The sequence below is a fragment of the Thermonema lapsum genome (assembly GCF_011761635.1).
GTDB lineage: Bacteria > Bacteroidota > Bacteroidia > Cytophagales > Thermonemataceae > Thermonema > Thermonema lapsum.
In genome coordinates this window covers 1-19486 of the sequence record NZ_JAASRN010000002.1, presented here as the reverse complement: position 1 = coordinate 19486, position 19486 = coordinate 1, and the positions used below count along the sequence as shown (strand labels likewise).

The following is a 19486-nucleotide window of genomic DNA, read 5'->3' as shown; positions in this document are numbered from 1 at the left end:
AGGTGCCCTTGGTGGAGAATACCGGACTCGAACCGGTGACCTCTACGCTGCCAGCGTAGCGCTCTAGCCAGCTGAGCTAATTCCCCATTTGCTGATGCAAATTTAGTACAAGCTTATTTTCTGTGCAAGCAATGGGTATGAAATTTTTAACTTTGTCTTGTCGTTTGTAATTAAAACAGTGTGCAATTCATTGAAAATGAAATATGATTCAAAATATATTTTTCGACATAGAAGTTCCCGAGTTTGCCGATAGTCTGTGGTTGGACAACTACTTGGAGGAGGGATGGTTCCGTAGTAGCCGCATGATGCTACGCTCTAATGTGCTGTGTGTAGAAGGCGAGCTGCTCGAAACCATCAACATACGTTACAACCTGCGCGACTATGAATACCCCAAACGGCTACGCAAGCTGATGCGGCGTAATCATCGCCTTTTTCGGCACGAAGTGCGCCCAGCGCGTATTACTAAGCGCCGTCGCTGCATGTATAAAGAGCACATCAAGCGCTTCAAGGGCATGGTGGTGCCTACTTTAGATGCTTTTATGGCAGGTAGTTTCCATGAGTACAGTCCTTTCAACACCATGGAGGTAACCGTCTATGATGGACGGCGCGTTGTGGCGGTCAGTTACTTCGATGTAGGCATGCGTGCCATAGCAAGCATCTTAGGGTTCTTCGACCCGGCATATAGCCGCTACAGCTTGGGAATATATACTATGCTGTTGGAAATAGAGTGGGCACGGCAACATCAAATACAATACTATTATCCGGGCTATATTTTGGATGCCCATCCGTTGTTTGATTACAAGCTGCGTTTAGGGCAAGCCGAAGTTTACGACTGGAATCGCCATTGGGTGCCCTTTGACCCTTCGATGCGAGAGCACACACTGGCAGCAGCAATTCGTTCAAAGCACCACCTGTTGCGTGAGCAGTTGGAGCGTCATGCCGTATTCTACGACGCTTTCTCTTACCCATTGGCTTATTTAGGCTACCTGCAAATACCGTTGAGCGGTGAATCTGTTTTGTTTCAGTCGCTTAACTTTGTGCGCGATTTTGCTTTCTTCTATCTGGGGGTTGATAAAGATGAAAATTTTTGGGTAGTTGCCTACGACCCCTTGAAAAAACTCTATCATATTGCTGCTGTGCGTTATTTTCAGCTCAATAGTTTCCTAGAAAAAGCCATGTACATACACGTGGAAGAAAGTCCTAATACTTTGCTTGACATTCTCTATTATCAGGAATTCTATTATCTTGGTGAAGAAGCAGAGCAGGTGGCTCTGCAAGCCAAACAATTGCAGAAAGAATTGTCATTAAACTTTTTTAAAAAGCCATGACTATACAATATTTAGGGCACTCTTGTGTTTTGGTAGAAGTAAACAACTGCAAAATCCTTTTTGACCCTTTTGTGTGGGGCAACCCGCTGGCTGCCGACAAAGTGAGCATGCAAGATTTGCGTTGCGATTACATGTTGGTATCGCATGGGCATCAAGACCACGTGGCAGAGGTGATGAGCGTGTATCAGTATTGCGAGGCAGAGCTGGTAGGTGTTTTTGAAGTGAGCCGCTGGTTTGCTCAAAAAGGTGTGAAGCGGGTAACTTCCATGAATATAGGAGGCAGTGCACAGTTCGACTTCGGTAAACTTACCTTAGTGCCTGCAGCCCACAGTAGCAGCATGCCCGATGGCTCCTATGGTGGTGTAGCAGCAGGCTTCATACTGCAAACGCCGGAAGGCACCCTTTACTTTGCCGGTGATACTGGGCTGTTTTTCGATATGCAGTATTTCGGAGAACGTTATGATATAGATGTAGCTTTCCTGCCCATAGGTGGGCACTACACCATGGATGCTGCCGACGCTGCCATTGCTGCTCGCTGGCTGAAAGCCAAATACTCCATAGGCATGCATTACGATACCTTCGAGCCCATTCGTATTGACAAGCAGCAAGCAAGAGCCGCTTTTGAAGCCGAAGGGCAACAGCTCTACCTGCTGAGTATTAAAGAAAAAGTGTCGTTTTAAAAGTATTAGAGGTAAACCTGCGTATCTTTGCGAGCTTGGACCTTTGAGGACGGACCTATGATAGATAGGCAAGAAAACCAAAAACATCATTGGAAACAGGCGGAGGTGCCACTGTTGCCAGTGATGGAGCATTTCTATACGCTGCAGGGCGAAGGCGCTTATCAAGGGCATGCTGCCTATTTTGTACGTCTTGCCGGCTGTGATGTGGGCTGTGTCTGGTGTGATGTCAAGGAGTCGTGGCATACTGAGGGCTATCCCCACTTACCCGTGACAGCGCTCATCGAAGAAGCCCGGCGCCATCCGGCGCGCTTGCTGGTAACCACCGGCGGCGAGCCTTTGATGTATGCTTTGGATGAATGGTGCAACTATTGGAGAGAAGCAGGCTTCCGCCTGCACCTCGAAACATCGGGCGCCTATCCACTTTCCGGTATATGGGATTGGATTTGCCTCTCCCCGAAAAAGTTTAAACGCCCCCACGAAAGTGTTTGCCAGCAGGCAGATGAACTGAAAGTAGTGGTGTATCATAAGAGCGATTTTGCTTGGGCAGAAGAATATGCCTTGAAAGTGCCGGACAACTGTCTTTTGTTTCTACAGCCCGAGTGGAGCCGTGCCCAACGCCTTCTTCCTTCTATCATAGAGTATGTAAAAGCCAACCCCCGTTGGCGTATTTCGTTACAGACTCATAAATACATGAACATCCCATAAAGAAAGTCTATGCGTCGATTGATTTTGATTGTAAGCTTGCTGTTGTTGACTGTCCCCTTCTTGGGCTATGCCCAACAATACTCAACTAAGAACAAGAAAGCCATAAGACTCTATGAGCAGGCAAGTGCGAGCTTTCGTCAGCGCGACTACGAAACGGGCATGAACTTGCTGCTGCAAGCCGTGAAAAAAGACTCCGCTTTTGTGGAGGCTCATATGTCTCTGGCTCATAACTTCCAACTGTTTGGTTATTTGTCCAAAGCGCTGGAACACTATGAGGCAGCCGTGAAAGCAGCCCCCAAAAGCCTCAAGGTGGTGGGCGCTTACTATACTCTGGCTATCGAATATTTGAAGCAAGGGCGCTACGCCGAAGCCAAAGAGTATGCTTTGCGTTTTTTGAGCTTTCACCCCGAACGTAACAACTTTACTAAGGATGCAGAGCGAGTGGTGGCTTCGGCAGAGTTTGCTATGGAAGCCATGCAGAAACCATTGCCCTTTGCGCCCAAGCCACTGCCCGGTAAGGTCAATCGCGAAGATTATCTACAATATTTCCCCGTGCTTACTGCCGATGAGGAAATGCTCATCTTCACAGCACGCAGAAAAGAGAAAGGACGCGACGAAGACATATTCATAAGCTACCGCCAAGAAGATGGCACTTGGGGCGAGCCACAGCTTTTGTCGCCGGTTATCAATACGGCGGCAAGCGAAGGCACCTGTGCCATCTCTGCCGATGGCACCGTCTTAGTTTTTACTTCCTGTCAGTCGCGGCGAGGCTATGGCAGCTGCGACCTTTTTGTTTCCTACCGTTATGGCAATGAATGGACTACCCCTGTCAACTTGGGTGCCAATGTCAACAGTTCTTCGTGGGAGTCGCAGCCTACCTTATCGCCCGATGGGCGTACGCTCTTCTTTGTGTCAGACCGCCCCGGTGGTATGGGCGAGCGCGATATTTATATGACTACCCGCGATGAAGACGGTCGTTGGTTGCCGGCAGTGAATTTGGGGGCACCCATAAATACTTATGCCGACGAGGTGTCGCCTTTCCTGTATGCCAACGGCAAACGTCTGTTTTTTGCTTCTAACGGGCATATCGGTATGGGCGACTTCGACCTCTATTATAGCGACTGGTACCGTGGGCGATGGAGTGAACCGGTCAACTTGGGCTACCCGCTCAATGACCATCAGTCGCAGGTGTCGCTATTTGTAACTGCCGACGGCAAGAAGGGCTACTATGCACAGGAAAAATGGGAAGGACGCCAGCAGCTCTCAGCCGTACTTATGTATTTCGATATGCCCCCGCAGCTTGTTCCCCAAGAGCAAACGGCTTATGTAAAAGGCGTGGTGCGCGATGCACAAACCTTGCAGCCTCTGAAGGTAAAAATTGAGCTGTATAATGTGCAGGAAGACAGTTTGGTGGCGAAAGTGTGGTCCGATACCCTCACAGGCGAGTACCTCATTGTGCTCAGCGAGGGCGCCGATTATGCGTTGGAAGCAAACAAGCCGGGCTATTTGATGAAAAGCATACCCTTCCGGCTCAAGGAAATCAACGATACCCTGCGCCCCTTAACGCTGGATATTATGTTAGAACCTATTACGGAAGGTGCCAAATTCGTGATGTCGAATGTCTTTTTTGACTATGGGAAATATACCCTGCGCGAAGAGTCGAAAGCTGAATTGCGTAAAGTGGTGGAGTTTATGCAGCAAAATCCTGAGGTGATAGGAGAAATTGCCGGGCATACCGACGACATAGGCGACGAAAAGAGCAACATGCAACTGTCGTTGCAGCGGGCAAAGGCAGTGTACGACTATCTGGTAGCCGAAGGCATAGAGCCGCAGCGCTTGCGCTATAAAGGCTATGGAGAAACTCAACCGGCAGTGCCCAATACCTCTGATGAGAACCGAGCACAAAACCGCCGTATCGAATTCCGTATTCTATCAGTAAAAAAAAGGTAGAACAAGTACAGGAAGTGTCTGATTGATGAAAAATTTCTAAATTGCACCGAATTTAACTGCTCTGTAAACAATGAAAAAACGAATTGTTCAAGTAGGTGATATTGCTTGTGGCAGCGAGCAATTGTTCCTTATCTCAGGTCCTTGTGTGATTGAGGATGAGAGTATCATGATGCAGACTGCCCAGAAGCTGAAAGAGATTTCCGAGCGGCTCGGTATTCCGGTCATCTATAAGTCTTCTTTTCAAAAAGACAACCGCAGTTCTCTGAAGTATTATACCGGTCCCGGTTTAGAAGAGGGCTTGCGCATCCTGCAGAAGATAAAAGATACTTTTGGGTTTCCGGTGCTCTCCGATGTGCACTACCCTTCGCAAGTGGCGGCTGCAGCCGAAGTGTTGGATGTCATTCAAATACCGGCATATCTGTGCATGCAAACCGACTTGATGGTAACCGTTGCTAAGACGGGCAAAGTCATCAACATCAAGCACGGGCAGTTCCTTGCACCCGAAAATATGATAAAGCCGGTGCAAAAAGCGGTAGATGCCGGCAATGACCAAATTATATTGACCGAGCGCGGATATACCTTCGGCTACAACGACTTGATAGTAGACCCCCGTAGTTTCTACCATCTCAACCAAACAGGCTACCCCGTAGTGTTTGACATCACCCACTCCATCCGCAAGTATGGCATCCCGAGTGCTGACCCGCGCGGAGGCGCCCGTGAGTTTTTACCTACCATTGCCCGCGCCGGAGTGGCTGCCGGAGTAGATGGCGTTTTCATTGAAACGCACCCCAATCCCGCAGAAGCCCTCTGTGATGCGGCAAGCCAAATGTGCGTTTTTGACCTCGAAGAGTTTTTGAAACCCTTGATTGAAATTCACAACTTGGAAGTAAAATACAGACCTGTCTTTTCAGAACAAACAGAAACAAAGTAATAAAAGCCTATGGAATTGTATCTTGATTCTGCCAATATGCAGGAAATTGAGGAAGCCTTCAAGTTGGGTTTCCTGACTGGTCTTACCACCACGCCTACCTTTATGCACCGCGAAGGGATTCGCGACATCGACGCCACCATCATCAAACTGTCGAAGATGGTGCCCATCTTACAAATAGAGGCATTGGGCGAGACCGCCGACGAAATCGTGAAAGAAGCCGAGCGTCTTATTGGTTTGGGCTTAGACAAGGAAAAAACCGTTTTCAAAATACCAGTTTCTTTGGAAGGGGTGAAGGCATGCAAACGCCTGACCGACCAAGGATACAAAGTGAACGTACATTTGGTATATACCTTGCAGCAAGCTTATATGGCAATGGCTGCGGGGGCTACCTATGTGTGTCCTCTGGTGGGGCGCCTGCAAGACCAAGGGCATGATGCGCTGGCGTTGGTAGAGCAGTGCGTGAAAGCTGTAAACTACTATGGCTATCCGTCAAAGATTATGTTCTCTTCGGTGCGTCATCCTGAGCATGTGCGCAACGCCATCAATATAGGCGTACACACCTGTACGGTGCCTTGGAAGGTGATGAAGATGCTCACTGAAAACAACTTCACTACGCTGGGCACGCAGCAGTTCTTTGAGCATACCAAGCTCATGACCATGTGTGTGAAAGATGTAATAAAGCCCTATAACCCAGTTGTGCGTTTAGATCAAAGCGTGCTCGATGCTACCATTCAAATGACGGAGTCGGGCTTTGGTGCTGTAACCGTGGTGAATGACAAGGGAGAAATTGTGGGCATCTTTACCGATGGTGACCTGCGCCGCCGCTTGCGTGAAAATGGTAAAGACATCCTGCAAAAAAGGATGAATGAGTTTGAGTGGCGCAAACCGCTGACCATAGAAGCCGGAGCACTCTTGCATGAAGCCGTGGAGTTGTTGCGTCAAAAGTCCGTGGATAACTTGGTGGTTACCGACCAAGGTAAGCTCGTCGGCATGCTGGATGTGCAAGACCTGTTGCAACTAAATATCTTTGTATAAACATGTTGACAAGCCTAATCACCGACCGCTTCCGTAGTATTGGTGGAGAGTTTTGCGTTCCGCCGCAAGAACTGCGGGAGCGGCTCGACAGCACCCGTATTTTCCTCTTCGACTGGGATGGTGTGTTCAATGCCGGCGAAAAGGGAAAGGGAGCAACAAGCCTCTATGCCGAAGTCGATTCGATGGGCTTGAATATGCTCCGTTTCGGCTATTACCTGCAAACTGGTAAGATACCCAAAGTGGGCATCATCACCGGGCAAGAAAATCACTCGGCTTTCCATCTGGCAAAGCGAGAGCATTTCGATGTGGTGTATTACAAGTTTCACCACAAAGCCTTGGCACTCGAACACCTCGAGAAAGAGTACGGCATTCAGGACCACGAAGTAGCCATGACCTTCGACGACATTGCAGATATCACCTTGGCAAAGCGTGTAGGCTTGCGCTTTTTGGTGCGTTGTACTGCAGCGATTCTCTTCAATGACTACGTCAGAAAGCACAATTATTGCGAGTACATCACCGGGCACGAAGGTAAAGACAATGCCGTGCGCGAAATATGCGAATTGATTTTGGGTATTCGCGGCGTCTTTGAAGAAGCTATTGAAGAGCGCTTTGGTTACTCGGAAAAGTTTCGGGAGTATATGCGCCTGCGCAGCAGCATAGAAACTCGCTTCTTTGTTGGGCACGAAGACCGGGTGGTGCCCATCGAGGTACACATTGAGAACCATCGCTATTAAGTTGCAAACAAGTATCTTGTAATCCAGTGAGGGCACTCATACCAAATGAGCTTGCCCTTTTTCTTTGGTTGTTGGTGTTAAGAAATTGTAAACATATGAAAACAAGAGTGTTAATGGATGCTGTGAAACAAAAACACAAGGCAGCATGGCTTTTTTGGGGAAGCCAAAAGCGCTTGCTGAAATTGCTTGCTTTAGCTTTGTTTTTGTTTGCTCTTGCTCGTTTGGCGTTGCTGTGGCGTTTTGGACAAAACCTGCAGGGATATGAAAAAGACATCGTTTGGGCTTTTGTGGTGGGTGCTCGCTATGATTTACTGGTGATTGCTTACATGTTCTTGCCCATTTTGCTGAGTTCTTGGTTTTATTGGGTGAAAGGGGAGGCATGGGAGCTTCCTATCCGTCGCTTTCAGTATTACTATGCTACTTTTATTCTTTCAGTGGCGATGTTGGTTTTACTCATTGACCAAGAGTATTATACCTACTTTCAGAGTCATTTGAATGTGTTTGTTTTTGCTTTTTTTGAAGACGACACGGTCAATATATTGCGTTCGATATGGTCTGACCACTCACCAGGCTTATTTTTAGGCATATGGCTGCTGCTTACTTTGGGGCTGCGCCAACTGCTTCGCGTTTGGTTTGGGCGTCCGGCACTGCTTCCATGGCAGCTTTCAAAAGGTATTATGGTTTTATGCCTGTTGCTGTGGCACGCTTTGTATTTTGTGGCTTTGCGAGGCTCTTTTACCGAGTTTCCCTTGCTCATCGATGATGCTTCTATTTCTGACAACACTTTTGTAAATTACTTGACACCTAATGCTTTTTTTACTTTCAAAGAAGCATTTAAGGAGCGCAACGACTTGTTTGAACCTAAACCGTCGGTGTGGAGATTGTATGGCTTTGCAAACAAAAAAGAAGCGCTGGAAGCGTTGGGGCACGAAGACCTGCACAAGAAAACCCCACCCAACGATTTCTTGGCTGCCCATCCGCCCAATGTGGTGTTTGTTATCATGGAGAGCATGGGCACCGATTATCTGCGTATGCATAGCCAACAGTGCAATACTTTGGGGTGCCTCGCCGACTTGTTGCCCGAAATGTATGTATTTCTGAATACCACTTCGGCACAAAACGGTACCATACCCACTGTGGAGGAGCTGCTGCTCAATAGTCCCTTGCATCCCATTACGCAGTCGCGCCACCGGCGCACTTCTTTCGAAAGCTCGGTAGCGTATCCTTTCAAACAGAAAGGGTACTTAACAGGCTTTTTGACCAGTGGCAAGCTGGCTTGGCAAAACTTGGAGGAATTCCTGCCATACCAATATTTCGATTTTCAGGTAGGGCGTTCTTTGTTGCGCAAGCGCTATCCGCAAGCCGAAGAAAATGATTGGGGGGTATATGATGAATTCCTGTTTGATTACACACTTGAAAAATTGCAGGAAGCACCAGAAAAACCCAAGTTTTTCTTTTTGTTGACTACAACCAACCACACCCCCTTCCGTTTGCCTTCTACCTACGACCCTTTGCCGGTCAGCATCCCCGATTCTATTCGCCGCGTGATGCTCACCGAGCCAGACATGGCGCAGCGCAGCTTTTACAACTATCAGTATGCGGCTCATCAGTTGGGGCTGTTTCTGAAGCGACTTAAAGAAAGCGAAGCTGGCAAGCGTACGATTGTGGTGATTACCGGTGACCACAATAACTTGATGGTTATCCCTTATGATGACAGCCGCCTGATGGCGAAGCGAAGTGTGCCCATCATCTTTTATATACCGGAAGATTACCGCCCCAAACATGCAGTAGATGTGCGGGTACCTGCTTCACACAAAGATATTTTTGCTACCATTTTTCCGCTGGCACTGGCAGATGCTGATTATTGGAGTTTAGGTGAGAACCTTTTCGATACTACACGTACTCGCCATTTCTTTGCCTTGAACGCTGGCACCACTGCTTTTGACCGTGATAAAGCGGTTGTCGACATACGGCAACAAAAAACAGTGTATTTACATCGGCAGCCTACAGGTAAATGGCAAGCCGCTGAGCCCACTGCCGAGCACGAGCGTCTGCGTCGTCGGGCGCTTGCTTATGAAGCCTTATGGCATGATTTTTTTAACAGTCGTTTTTAGCAAAGGAAAACGGAGCCTTCTCTGATAAAGAGATGGCTCTATTTCACTACAATAACAGGGGCTTTTCTTTCCAGTGCAAGTTTTTTTGACTAAATTGTACTCTGCCCTGTTTTGCTGCATAGGCTATTAGATAATAAAATACCTGCTTTATGTCTTTGAAATACAGAGAGTTGAGAAGGGAGGCACTTCTTTTACTGAAAGGACCCTCTTTCCTTATGATTTTTCTGCTGGCAGGCGTGGCAGCAGTGGCTGTTTACATGCTGCATGGTACTTTCCTGATTTATGCCACTGTTCAGACATTCCACGACATCATGAACCTGCTCATTGGTTTGTTGGCGGGTATCGTAGTTACTACTTATTCTATTACTATTGTGGCTTTGCAGCTTACTTCTACGCAGTTTTCACCTCGAGTCATCCGTCATTTGCTTTCGCAAGATTTATATACGCAAATTACCTTGGGAAGCTTCTTGAGCTGGATAATCTTTTGTTTGGTTATCAAATTTTGGGTGTTAGCACCCTCGCCATCCCATATCCCTTTGAGTTATGAAGCTACGGTATGGGCTAATGTAGCCGTTTACGGGGCTATTATATTGCTTGCAGTGCTGTTGCCTCATTTTATTTTGACCATCGCCCAAAATATCAATGCCGCACACATCATTCGCAAAATAGCTCTTCATACCTTGGATGTGGTTGCAGAAGAAGCCAAGGAGTGGGAGCAGATGGAAAGAGTAGATTCGCCGGAAATATCCACTGCCGATGAATATGTGAAAAGCATCCGCTTTGGTTATATACAAGAGGTTGATTATGAGCGTATAAGGAAGTGGCTGCGTCGCCATCCGCAAATTGTATTCATAGAGCAAAGCAGGAGTGTAGGCGCCTTCTTAACTGCTGGTGCTCCCATCTTCCGTTTTCGTTTGAGCGAAGAGCTCAGCGAAATGGAGCGGCAACACATGAGCAGAAAGACCGTTCGTTTTTTGCAAAGCTGCTATTCGGTTGGGCAGTTTCGTAGTTTTCGTCAAGACATCCATTTCGGTATCCGTCAGATAGTCGATATCGCCGTGCGGGCAATATCGCCAGCAGTGAATGACCCTACCACTGCTATCAATTGCTTGGATTATTTGGGGCAGTTGGTGCTGTCACTTACCGAGTATCGCATGCCTACCAGACAAATCAACCGTTATCGTTCCGAGCCCCTGTATGTCCGCAGTGTTACTTTTGACCAAATTGTAAACCAAGCTTTTGACCAAATTTATCACTTTGGGCGCCATGACTATGCTGTGGTAAGTCGCACTTTGAATCTGCTGAACATTTGCGTGCAGGCAGTTTCTTGGGAAGAGCATTTGTATGTATTGGGCGATGAGATAGGTGAGCTGGTAGATGACCTACTGCATCAAATAGAGATGGGAAGTATTCAGCCTTATGTGAGCTGGGTGCAGCTGGCGCGTCTTACTGGCATTGCCTACAGGCTATGTGACTGCTGGTTGGCAAAGACCGGAGAGCTTACTGCTTCTGGCGAAAAGATGCGATTACTTCACGAAAAAATACAAAAAAATAGGCAGCATCTTTTTTCCTTGCATCAGTCATTTAATCATTGAAAAATCTTTCAAAATCCCCATTTTTTTCGTATCTTTACATAAATAAACTGTCTTTTCGTAGCGAAGAGAGGATAATGGATTTTAATGGTTTTAGACAAAAAAAGTATGAACCAAGAACAGCAACAAAAAAGCGTTTTATCGGATTATTCAGCAGCGAGCATTCAAGTACTGGAAGGTTTGGAAGCCGTGCGCAAGCGCCCCGGTATGTATATTGGCGATGTGGGCGTTAGAGGCTTGCACCATCTTGTTTGGGAGGTGGTTGACAACTCCATCGATGAGGCGTTAGCAGGTTACTGTACGCAGGTCGATGTGATTGTGCATGAAGACAATTCGGTGGAAGTGTCGGACAACGGGCGGGGTATCCCTACGGATATACACCCCAAAGAAGGGCGTTCTGCCCTGGAAATAGTGATGACCGTGCTGCATGCCGGCGGTAAGTTCGATAAAGGCTCTTACAAAGTGTCCGGCGGTTTGCATGGGGTGGGGGTGTCTTGCGTGAATGCCCTGTCGGAGTGGCTGGAAGTAACCGTGTATCGCGAAGGCAAGATATTTAAGCAGTCTTATGAAAGAGGCATACCGCTTCATCCGGTAGAAGTGATAGGCACCACCAACCGTACAGGCACTACGGTACACTTCAAACCGGACCCGCAGATATTCAAAGAGCTTGTTTACAACTATGACACCATAGCCGGGCGTCTGCGTGAGCTTTCTTTCCTGAATAAGGGCATACGTCTGACGCTGACAGATTTGCGGCAGAAAGAAGAAGACGGGCAGCCCATGAGGGAGGAATTCTTTTCCGAAGGTGGCTTGATTGAGTTTGTAGAATATTTGGACGTTGACCGCGAAGCCATCATCCCGGAAGTGATTTACATAGAGGGTGAAAAAAACGCTGTGCCCGTGGAGGTAGCCTTTGTCTATAACAAGTCCTACCAAGAGAATGTGGCTTCTTATGTGAATAACATCAACACCATAGAGGGGGGGACCCACGTGGCAGGTTTCCGCAGCGCCCTGACCCGCACCCTGAAGGCATATGCCGAAAAAGAAGGATTGCTTGAAAAGGTAAAAGTAGAAATCAGCGGGGATGACTTCCGAGAAGGACTTACCGCCGTGATTTCGGTGAAAGTAGCCGAACCTTTGTTCGAAGGGCAAACCAAAACCAAACTGGGCAATTCCGAAGTGCGAGGGGCAGTAGATACCTGCGTGAGCGAAGCGCTGGGCTACTACTTGGAAGAAAACCCTAAAGTGGCACGTGCCATCATCGATAAAGTGATACTGGCTGCCGAAGCCCGTCATGCAGCGCGCAAAGCACGTGAGCAGGTGCAGCGCAAAAGCGTTTTGGGAAGTAACTCGTTGCCCGGCAAACTGGCTGACTGCTCAGAAAAAGACCCTGCTTTGTGTGAAATCTATCTGGTAGAGGGCGACTCGGCAGGGGGCTCTGCCAAGCAGGCACGCGACCGTAACTTTCAAGCCATCCTGCCGCTGAAAGGTAAGATTCTCAATGTAGAGAAGGCGCAGGAATATAAAATTTATGCCAACGAAGAAATACAGCATATCTTGCGTGCCTTGGGCGTAAGCTGGGGCGTGCGCAACGAAGAGGGAGAAGAAGACGCTAAGGCTTTAGACCTGAGCAAGCTGCGTTATCATAAAATCATTATCATGACTGACGCCGACGTGGATGGTAGCCACATACGCACTCTCATCCTGACGCTCTTTTTCCGTTATATGCGCGAGTTGATTGAAAAAGGATATGTGTATATAGCGCAGCCGCCTTTGTATTTGGTGAAAAAAGGAAAACAGACAATCTATTGCTGGACAGAAGAAGAGCGTAAGCAGGCACTGCAAGAGCTGGGCGGGGGCAACGATGAGTCGGTGAGCGTACAGCGCTACAAGGGGTTGGGTGAGATGAATCCCGAGCAGCTTTGGGAAACGACCATGAACCCAGAAACACGCAAATTAAAACAGGTAACCATTGAATCGGCTGCCGAAGCCGACCACCTCTTCTCTATCTTAATGGGGGATGACGTGGCGCCTCGGCGCGAATTTATAGAGCGCAATGCCAAATATGCTAATATCGATGCTTAATGCTGGCTTGACCGGCTCCTCAGCGGGCGTCTGTCTTGCAAAAGGCAGACGCCTGTTTTCATTCTCCACCTTTCTTCGGTCTCTTGAAAAGAACCGTGCCTCGCCGGAGGGAGGAATTTAAAGCCCCTTTATTTTGTTGTTAAAAGCGGTAAATCAACACAAGCAACTGAACCTCACTTCATTATGAGTCAATTTGAACTAAAAGCTCCTTTTCAGCCTACAGGCGACCAGCCACAAGCTATCCGTCAGCTGGTGGAAGGCATCCGTCGGGGCGAAAAGGCACAAACGCTGCTGGGTGTAACTGGCTCGGGCAAAACATTTACCATTGCCAATGTGATTGCCCAACTCAATAAGCCCACTTTGATTATCAGTCACAATAAAACATTGGCAGCGCAGCTTTACGGCGAGTTCAAGCAGTTTTTCCCAAATAATGCCGTAGAGTATTTCATTTCCTACTATGACTATTACCAGCCAGAGGCATACATAGCCACCACCGATACCTACATAGAAAAAGAATTAGCTATCAACGAAGAAATAGAAAAACTGCGGTTGCGTGCTACTTCGGCTTTACTGTCGGGGCGCAACGACGTGATAGTCGTGGCGTCGGTATCGTGCATTTACGGCATGGGCAATCCCGATGAGTTTGCGCGCAGCACCATTCATCTGAAACGCGGGCAGCAGTGCAACATGCGAGATTTTCTCTTCTCGCTGGTCGATATCATGTATCACCGCACCGAAGGTGATTTTGTGCATGGCAGCTTCCGCGTAAAAGGCGACACAGTAGATGTGTTTCCTGCCTATGCCGATTGGGCATATCGCATCAGTTTCTTTGATGATGAAATTGATGAAATTAGTCGTATAGAACCTGATTCGGGAAAAAAAATCAGCAATGAAGATTATATCCGTATCTTTCCAGCCAACCTGTTTATTACCGGTAAGGGAGTGTTGGACATAGCCATGCGCGAAATAGAAGAGGACTTGGAAAAGCAGGTGGCTTTTTTTGAAAAAGAAGGTAAAAGCGAAGAGGCGCGCCGCTTGAAAGAACGCACTCTCTTTGACCTTGAAATGATTGCCGAATTGGGCTATTGCTCTGGTATAGAGAATTATTCACGCTACTTTGACCGCCGGCAACCGGGGCAGCGACCTTTCTGTTTGCTCGATTATTTCCCAGATGATTATCTTATGGTGATAGACGAGAGCCATGTAACCATCCCGCAAATACGGGGCATGTATAACGGAGACCGTGCGCGCAAACTGTCATTGGTAGAGCATGGCTTTCGTTTGCCGGCAGCCTTGGACAACCGCCCGCTGCGTTTCGAAGAGTTCGAGTCTCTGATTCATCAAGTCATATTTATGAGTGCGACGCCCGCAAGCTATGAGTTGGAGATGTCAGGGGGGGCTGTGGTGGAGCAGGTGGTACGCCCTACGGGCTTGTTAGACCCCCTCATAGAAGTGCGCCCCACCTTGAACCAAATTGACGATTTACTGGACGAAATTGCTGCAACCACCGCCAAAGGTGAGCGAGTGATGATAACGACGCTCACCAAGCGTATGGCAGAAGAGTTGAGTCGTTATCTGGACAAAATAGGCATACGGGCACGTTATATCCACTCGGAGTTGGATGCGCTCGAGCGTGTAGAAGTACTGCGCGATTTGCGTCTGGGTCAGTTCGATGTACTGGTAGGGGTAAACCTGCTGCGTGAAGGCTTGGATTTGCCAGAGGTATCCTTAGTGGCTATCATGGATGCCGATAAGGAAGGCTTCTTGCGTGATGAGCGTTCGCTGATTCAGACCATCGGACGGGCTGCCCGCAATGCCAACGGGCGAGTGCTGATGTATGCTGACCATATCACAAAGTCAATGCAAAAAGCCATTGATGAAACCAACCGTCGGCGAGCCAAGCAGGAAGTCTACAATCGTAGGCATGGTATTGTGCCGAAGACAGTGCTCAAGTCCAAAGAAGCCATTTTGGAGCGCAGCCGCTTGGTGGGGCAAGGCAAGGAAAGTAAAGGCTATAAAGTAATGCAGAGTGAAAGCAAGCAGGTAGCCGAGCCGACACAAGCCTACGACGCCATGGATGTTGCAGCACTGAAAGCGCGTATCAAAGAGGTACAGGCAGCCATGGAAGCTGCTGCCAAAGACTTGAACTTCATACAGGCAGCAGCTTTGCGCGACGAGCTCTTTGCCTTGAAAGAGCAGTTGAAGAAAAGGGAAAGGTAGGGAATTAGTTCTCGCTTTTCTTTAAAATCATGTATTTGAATCCTTTTTCTTCTAAGGAATCTTTAACAAGTGCTTGCAGGTGCGGAGGTAAGTAAATATCTGAGCGCGTGATTATCAGCTCAATGCCAAATTCACGGATAAGGGAGCGTTGGGCATCTTCTATGGAGGTGTACTTGCCTTTGCTCTTAAGCGAGCGAATGTAGTACTCAAATGCTCTGTTTTTAAGTAGGCGTTTTTTGTCTTCGTAGTGAGGGTCGTTAGAGGGGATTGATTCAATATCAACAGGATATATTTGGATGCTGTAAAACTCTGGATAGTATAGGATAGGATGGTTACAAGAAATGCAAGAAAGCCCGTTAAGGGAAAAAAAAGAGTCACTTCCTTTTATGGGTAGGTACCATGCAGTGATTTTACTAAAATCTTTTAGCTTTGCTACGGCATGATGTGGGTAGTTGAATGAGTATGTAAAGTGTCGAATAGGGGGGATTACAAAGGAGAATAAAACTAAGAGAAGTATACCGCCTTTTACTATGTGATTTTTTGTATTGGGCAACAATTTGGTAAGTAACAGTATGATGAGTAGTGCACTTGCTGGTACACCGAAGTTTGTTATAAATTGAACCGTATCGACCTGAGTCTGCAAAATTCCCCATGCCAAAACACCACTTATTATTGATGCAATAAAGTAAGTAATTGGCTCTTGCCATAAGAGATATTGCACACTATACACTTTTCTACTTTCTTTCCACAGAAAGAAGATACAAACAAGCCAAGGGGCATACAGTAATCCTAATTGTAAAAAGCTTCCGATTGTGATGTTGAATGATAAGCGTAGACCAGATAAGGTAAGCAATCGACCAATACCACTTTGAGTAGCTTGCATGACTTCTGTGGCTGTGAATGTATAAAACAGTAGAATACTTGCTGTGCAGACGACAAAGCAAAATAGGAATGCCCAGAACTTGGTGTGTTTTTTCCTAAGCCATAAATAGAGTAGTAATCCTGCTGAAGCTATGCACCAAGCCGGAAAAATAGTGGTATAACCCAATGGAAGCAGTAAAAGAGGGAGGTATTTATATGTTTTAAATCTTGGAATGAAGCTGATGACGAGGTAGGAGGCTAAAAACAAGAATGGAATAGATATTTTGAAATAAGACCATGGGTTTATGAAAAAGGTGTCAATGTATCGAAAAATATGAACATGTTTATATATAGGGATGTATATGCCTGTAAGCGAAGAGAGTAATAAGGCTTGAATCAAGGGGAAACGCCCCCTATTGAACATTAACAAGGAAGCAATGGCGATAACTATGCTAAACAAAAACAAAGGATATACTATCAATAAGAGGCTTACATAGGTGGTGGATGCTATACCGAGAGTATAGAAAATATAAGTTAACCAAAGCTCTATGTAGTGATAGGGAAACAGAGGGGGGTTAGTTGTTACTTCTGGTGGGAGAAAGACCGCCGATTCTACACCATGCTTCCCTATATGCCATGCTACCTTGGCATAATATAGGTAATCGCCATGCACTATTTGCCAAGCATTATTTTGAAAGTCATACGAGATTACGAAAAAAAAAGTATAGATACCAAGGAGCAGAAGGGCAAGCTTCAAAAGCTGTAAAGCTGGACTTGGAGAGATTGAGTTGAAAATAGGTTGCTCTTCTGTATGTTTACTTTTCCGAAATAAGAAGAGATAGAGAGCTATGACAGGTATAACAAAAAGAAAAATGGTTTTGCCACGTGTAAGAAAGATGCTGGTTGCAGTGACCCACGCAAGGATACCGGTGAGTAGGTAAATCAAGATAGAGGGATAGGAAAGAAGAGCAAGCCCAGTTTTGATTTTGAATAGTTTAAGAAGCACAAAACCAGATACCACAATGAGAACCACTGCCGTTATGAACCCTATGCAGTTAGTAATAAAGGTAAGCCACATAATATTCTTCTTTTTGTTACATTTTTGACATAAATTTACGGATGTATCTTTATAAACTATTTATATCAGGAGCTAATTTATGCAGTGGTTTTACATTTGAACTCTCTGTGCCATTATATTTAAAGTAAGCTTTACCTCAAATTTAATATGAGCCCAACAAGAAAAAAAGTAATTATCACGCAGTCGAATTATATTCCATGGAAAGGTTATTTTGACAGTATTGCATTAGTTGATGAATTTATATTATATGATGATGTTCAATATACTCGCAGAGATTGGCGTAACAGAAATTTAATTAAAACTTATCAGGGCTTGCAGTGGCTTACAATTCCTGTAGAAGTAAAAGGAAAATATTTTCAAAAAATTAAAGAAACCAAGATTAGTGATAAAAACTGGGCAGACGATCATCTTAAAGCAATAAAATTAAATTATGCCAAAGCACAACACTTTAAAGAAGTATTTCCGTTTTTAGAAAACATTTATCAAAAAGCAAAAAATTTTGTATACTTGTCTGAAATAAATTATTTATTTTTGTCCGAAATTTGTAAATACCTTGATATTCATACACCAATGAAATTTTCATATGAATATCCATATCAAAGCGAAGATAGAAATTTACGATTAATTGAAATATGCCAACTTGCCAATGCTACAGATTATTATTCAGGACCAGCCGCTCAATCTTATTTGGATATTACTCTTTTTGAAAAACATAATATCAAAGTGCATTGGTTAGATTACAGCGGCTACAAAGAATATGCACAATTACATCCACCTTTTGAACATAAAGTAAGTATTATTGATTTACTATTAAATGAAGGAAAAAATAGTAAGCAATTTCTTAAATATACTACTAAATAATTTATGAAAATCAGTGTAGTTATACCAGTATATAAATCTCAAGAAACTATTCAGCTCCTTACTCAAAAGTTAATTGATGAATTAAGTAAAATCACTAATGATTATGAAATTATTTATGTAAATGATGACTCTCCTGATAATAGTTGGGACATTATCCAAAAATTATGCAAAGAAAATCCCAAAATAATAGGCATTAGTTTAAGCAGAAATTTTGGACAACATCCTGCTATCTTGTGCGGAATAAAACACTCAAGAGGAGATGCAATAATTGTAATGGATTGCGACCTTCAAGAGGACCCTAAATATATCCCTGACCTGGTAAAAAAATTGCAGGAAGGGAATGATATTGTTTTTACTCTTAAACAAAAAAGGGCACATGCCTGGTGGAAAAATGTAATGACCAAAATTTTTTCATTTATTTACAATTACCTCATAGACGATAAGCGATTACTTACTAGCCAACAAGTTGGATCTTTTAGTATTATTAATAGAAAAGTAGCAGATGCCTTTCTGCAATTTGGAGATTATCAATTTCATTATCTTTTAGTACTAAGGTGGTTAGGATTTAAACAATCATTTATAGAAATAGAACACTACGAAAGAAAAGCAGGTAAAAGTTCATATAACTTTAAAAGATTATTCGAACACGCATTAGTAGCCATTGTTTTTCAATCCGATAAATTGTTGCGGTTTAATATCTATATTGGATTCATCATTTCATTTTTTTCTATCATTGGAATTATTTATTTGCTAATCAGTTATTTTATTCACGGCTATGCCAAAGGTTGGCCAAGTTTATTTATGCTTTTATTATTTACACTTGGAGCAGTTTTGTTCTCATTAGGTATTATTGGTCTTTACATTGGAAAAATGTTTGAGCAAGTAAAAAGTAGACCAAAATTTGTAATAAAGGAATTATTAAACTTAGAAAAATGAGTTATGTAAATCTACCTCCTGGAAATATATTGCAAAATTTATATTTAAGAGAAAGATTAGAATTCTATTCAAAATCTCTTTCTGAAAAAAAATTCTTAGAAATTGGTAGTGGAAAAGGTTATGTTTCAAGTGTTTTTCTTAAAATGGGATGGAAAGGTATTGGCATTGACTTAAACGAATCTGCCTGTGAAAACAATAAAAAATTAGGACTTGCTAACTAAATATAGATTTCATAATTTTGTAGCAAAAAAGTCATGAAGTGTCCAAGGTGTAAAAGTAGCGAAAAAGTAAAAAATGGTAAAATTAAAGGAGTGCAAAGGTACAAATGCAAAAAGTGTCACTATAATTTTACAGTTACTCGAAAATCAACAGCCAA

The 19486-nt window shown here is 45.0% G+C and carries 16 protein-coding genes and 1 tRNA gene; 15 read left to right on the top strand and 2 right to left on the bottom strand.

Going from position 1 to position 19486, the window contains the following annotated elements:
* Window positions 1-9 precede the first annotated feature (9 nt).
* A tRNA-Ala gene (locus FHS56_RS05475) sits at window positions 10-86 on the bottom strand.
* Window positions 87-203: 117 nt separating this feature from the next.
* On the opposite strand from FHS56_RS05475, the gene FHS56_RS05470 reads away from it, so the two are divergent.
* From FHS56_RS05470 to uvrB, 11 genes are all read left to right on the top strand, one after another.
* Window positions 204-1328, top strand: coding sequence for a GNAT family N-acetyltransferase (locus FHS56_RS05470; protein ID WP_166918897.1), 1125 nt, complete (start codon window positions 204-206; stop codon window positions 1326-1328).
* Complete coding sequence (locus FHS56_RS05465) at window positions 1325-2008, top strand: metal-dependent hydrolase (RefSeq protein ID WP_166918896.1); 684 nt, start codon at window positions 1325-1327, stop codon at window positions 2006-2008. The genes FHS56_RS05470 and FHS56_RS05465 overlap by 4 nt, the downstream gene beginning before the upstream one ends.
* 27 nt (window positions 2009-2035) lie before the next feature.
* Window positions 2036-2713 (top strand): 7-carboxy-7-deazaguanine synthase QueE, encoded by a 678-nt coding sequence (locus tag FHS56_RS05460; RefSeq protein WP_317165656.1) that lies wholly within the window; start codon window positions 2036-2038, stop codon window positions 2711-2713.
* A gap of 9 nt (window positions 2714-2722) precedes the next feature.
* On the top strand, window positions 2723-4663 hold the full coding sequence (locus tag FHS56_RS05455; RefSeq protein ID WP_166918895.1) for an OmpA family protein: 1941 nt from the start codon (window positions 2723-2725) through the stop codon (window positions 4661-4663).
* Window positions 4664-4733: 70 nt separating this feature from the next.
* Window positions 4734-5594: a 3-deoxy-8-phosphooctulonate synthase gene (gene kdsA / locus FHS56_RS05450; RefSeq protein ID WP_166918894.1), complete on the top strand. Its 861-nt coding sequence runs from the start codon at window positions 4734-4736 to the stop codon at window positions 5592-5594.
* Window positions 5595-5603: 9 nt separating this feature from the next.
* On the top strand, window positions 5604-6629 hold the full coding sequence (locus FHS56_RS05445; RefSeq protein WP_166918893.1) for a transaldolase family protein: 1026 nt from the start codon (window positions 5604-5606) through the stop codon (window positions 6627-6629).
* Window positions 6630-6631: 2 nt separating this feature from the next.
* Complete coding sequence (locus tag FHS56_RS05440; RefSeq protein ID WP_166918892.1) at window positions 6632-7363, top strand: phosphatase; 732 nt, start codon at window positions 6632-6634, stop codon at window positions 7361-7363.
* A 95-nt stretch (window positions 7364-7458) separates the two neighbouring features.
* Window positions 7459-9477: an LTA synthase family protein gene (locus tag FHS56_RS05435; RefSeq protein WP_166918891.1), complete on the top strand. Its 2019-nt coding sequence runs from the start codon at window positions 7459-7461 to the stop codon at window positions 9475-9477.
* 149 nt (window positions 9478-9626) lie between these two features.
* Window positions 9627-11072, top strand: coding sequence for a DUF2254 domain-containing protein (locus tag FHS56_RS05430; RefSeq protein ID WP_166918890.1), 1446 nt, complete (start codon window positions 9627-9629; stop codon window positions 11070-11072).
* A gap of 105 nt (window positions 11073-11177) precedes the next feature.
* Window positions 11178-13154, top strand: a complete 1977-nt coding sequence (gene gyrB / locus FHS56_RS05425) for a DNA topoisomerase (ATP-hydrolyzing) subunit B (RefSeq protein WP_166918889.1) — start codon at window positions 11178-11180, stop codon at window positions 13152-13154.
* Between the two features lie 183 nt (window positions 13155-13337).
* Window positions 13338-15374 (top strand): excinuclease ABC subunit UvrB, encoded by a 2037-nt coding sequence (uvrB, locus tag FHS56_RS05420; RefSeq protein ID WP_208409644.1) that lies wholly within the window; start codon window positions 13338-13340, stop codon window positions 15372-15374.
* A gap of 4 nt (window positions 15375-15378) precedes the next feature.
* On the opposite strand, the gene FHS56_RS05415 is transcribed toward uvrB, so the two are convergent.
* A complete protein-coding gene (locus FHS56_RS05415; RefSeq protein ID WP_166918888.1) occupies window positions 15379-17313 on the bottom strand; it encodes a hypothetical protein in 1935 nt (644 codons plus the stop codon).
* A 147-nt stretch (window positions 17314-17460) separates the two neighbouring features.
* Between FHS56_RS05415 and FHS56_RS05410 the strand changes: the two genes are divergently transcribed.
* From FHS56_RS05410 to FHS56_RS05395, 4 genes are all read left to right on the top strand, one after another.
* Complete coding sequence (locus FHS56_RS05410) at window positions 17461-18174, top strand: WbqC family protein (protein WP_166918887.1); 714 nt, start codon at window positions 17461-17463, stop codon at window positions 18172-18174.
* Window positions 18175-18177: 3 nt separating this feature from the next.
* A complete protein-coding gene (locus FHS56_RS05405) occupies window positions 18178-19110 on the top strand; it encodes a glycosyltransferase family 2 protein (RefSeq protein WP_166918886.1) in 933 nt (310 codons plus the stop codon).
* On the top strand, window positions 19107-19331 hold the full coding sequence (locus FHS56_RS05400) for a hypothetical protein (RefSeq protein ID WP_166918885.1): 225 nt from the start codon (window positions 19107-19109) through the stop codon (window positions 19329-19331). Before FHS56_RS05405 ends, FHS56_RS05400 begins: the two co-directional genes overlap by 4 nt.
* Window positions 19332-19364: 33 nt before the next feature.
* A partial coding sequence (locus FHS56_RS05395; RefSeq protein ID WP_166918884.1) for an IS1 family transposase occupies window positions 19365-19486 on the top strand: 122 nt, incomplete at its 3' end.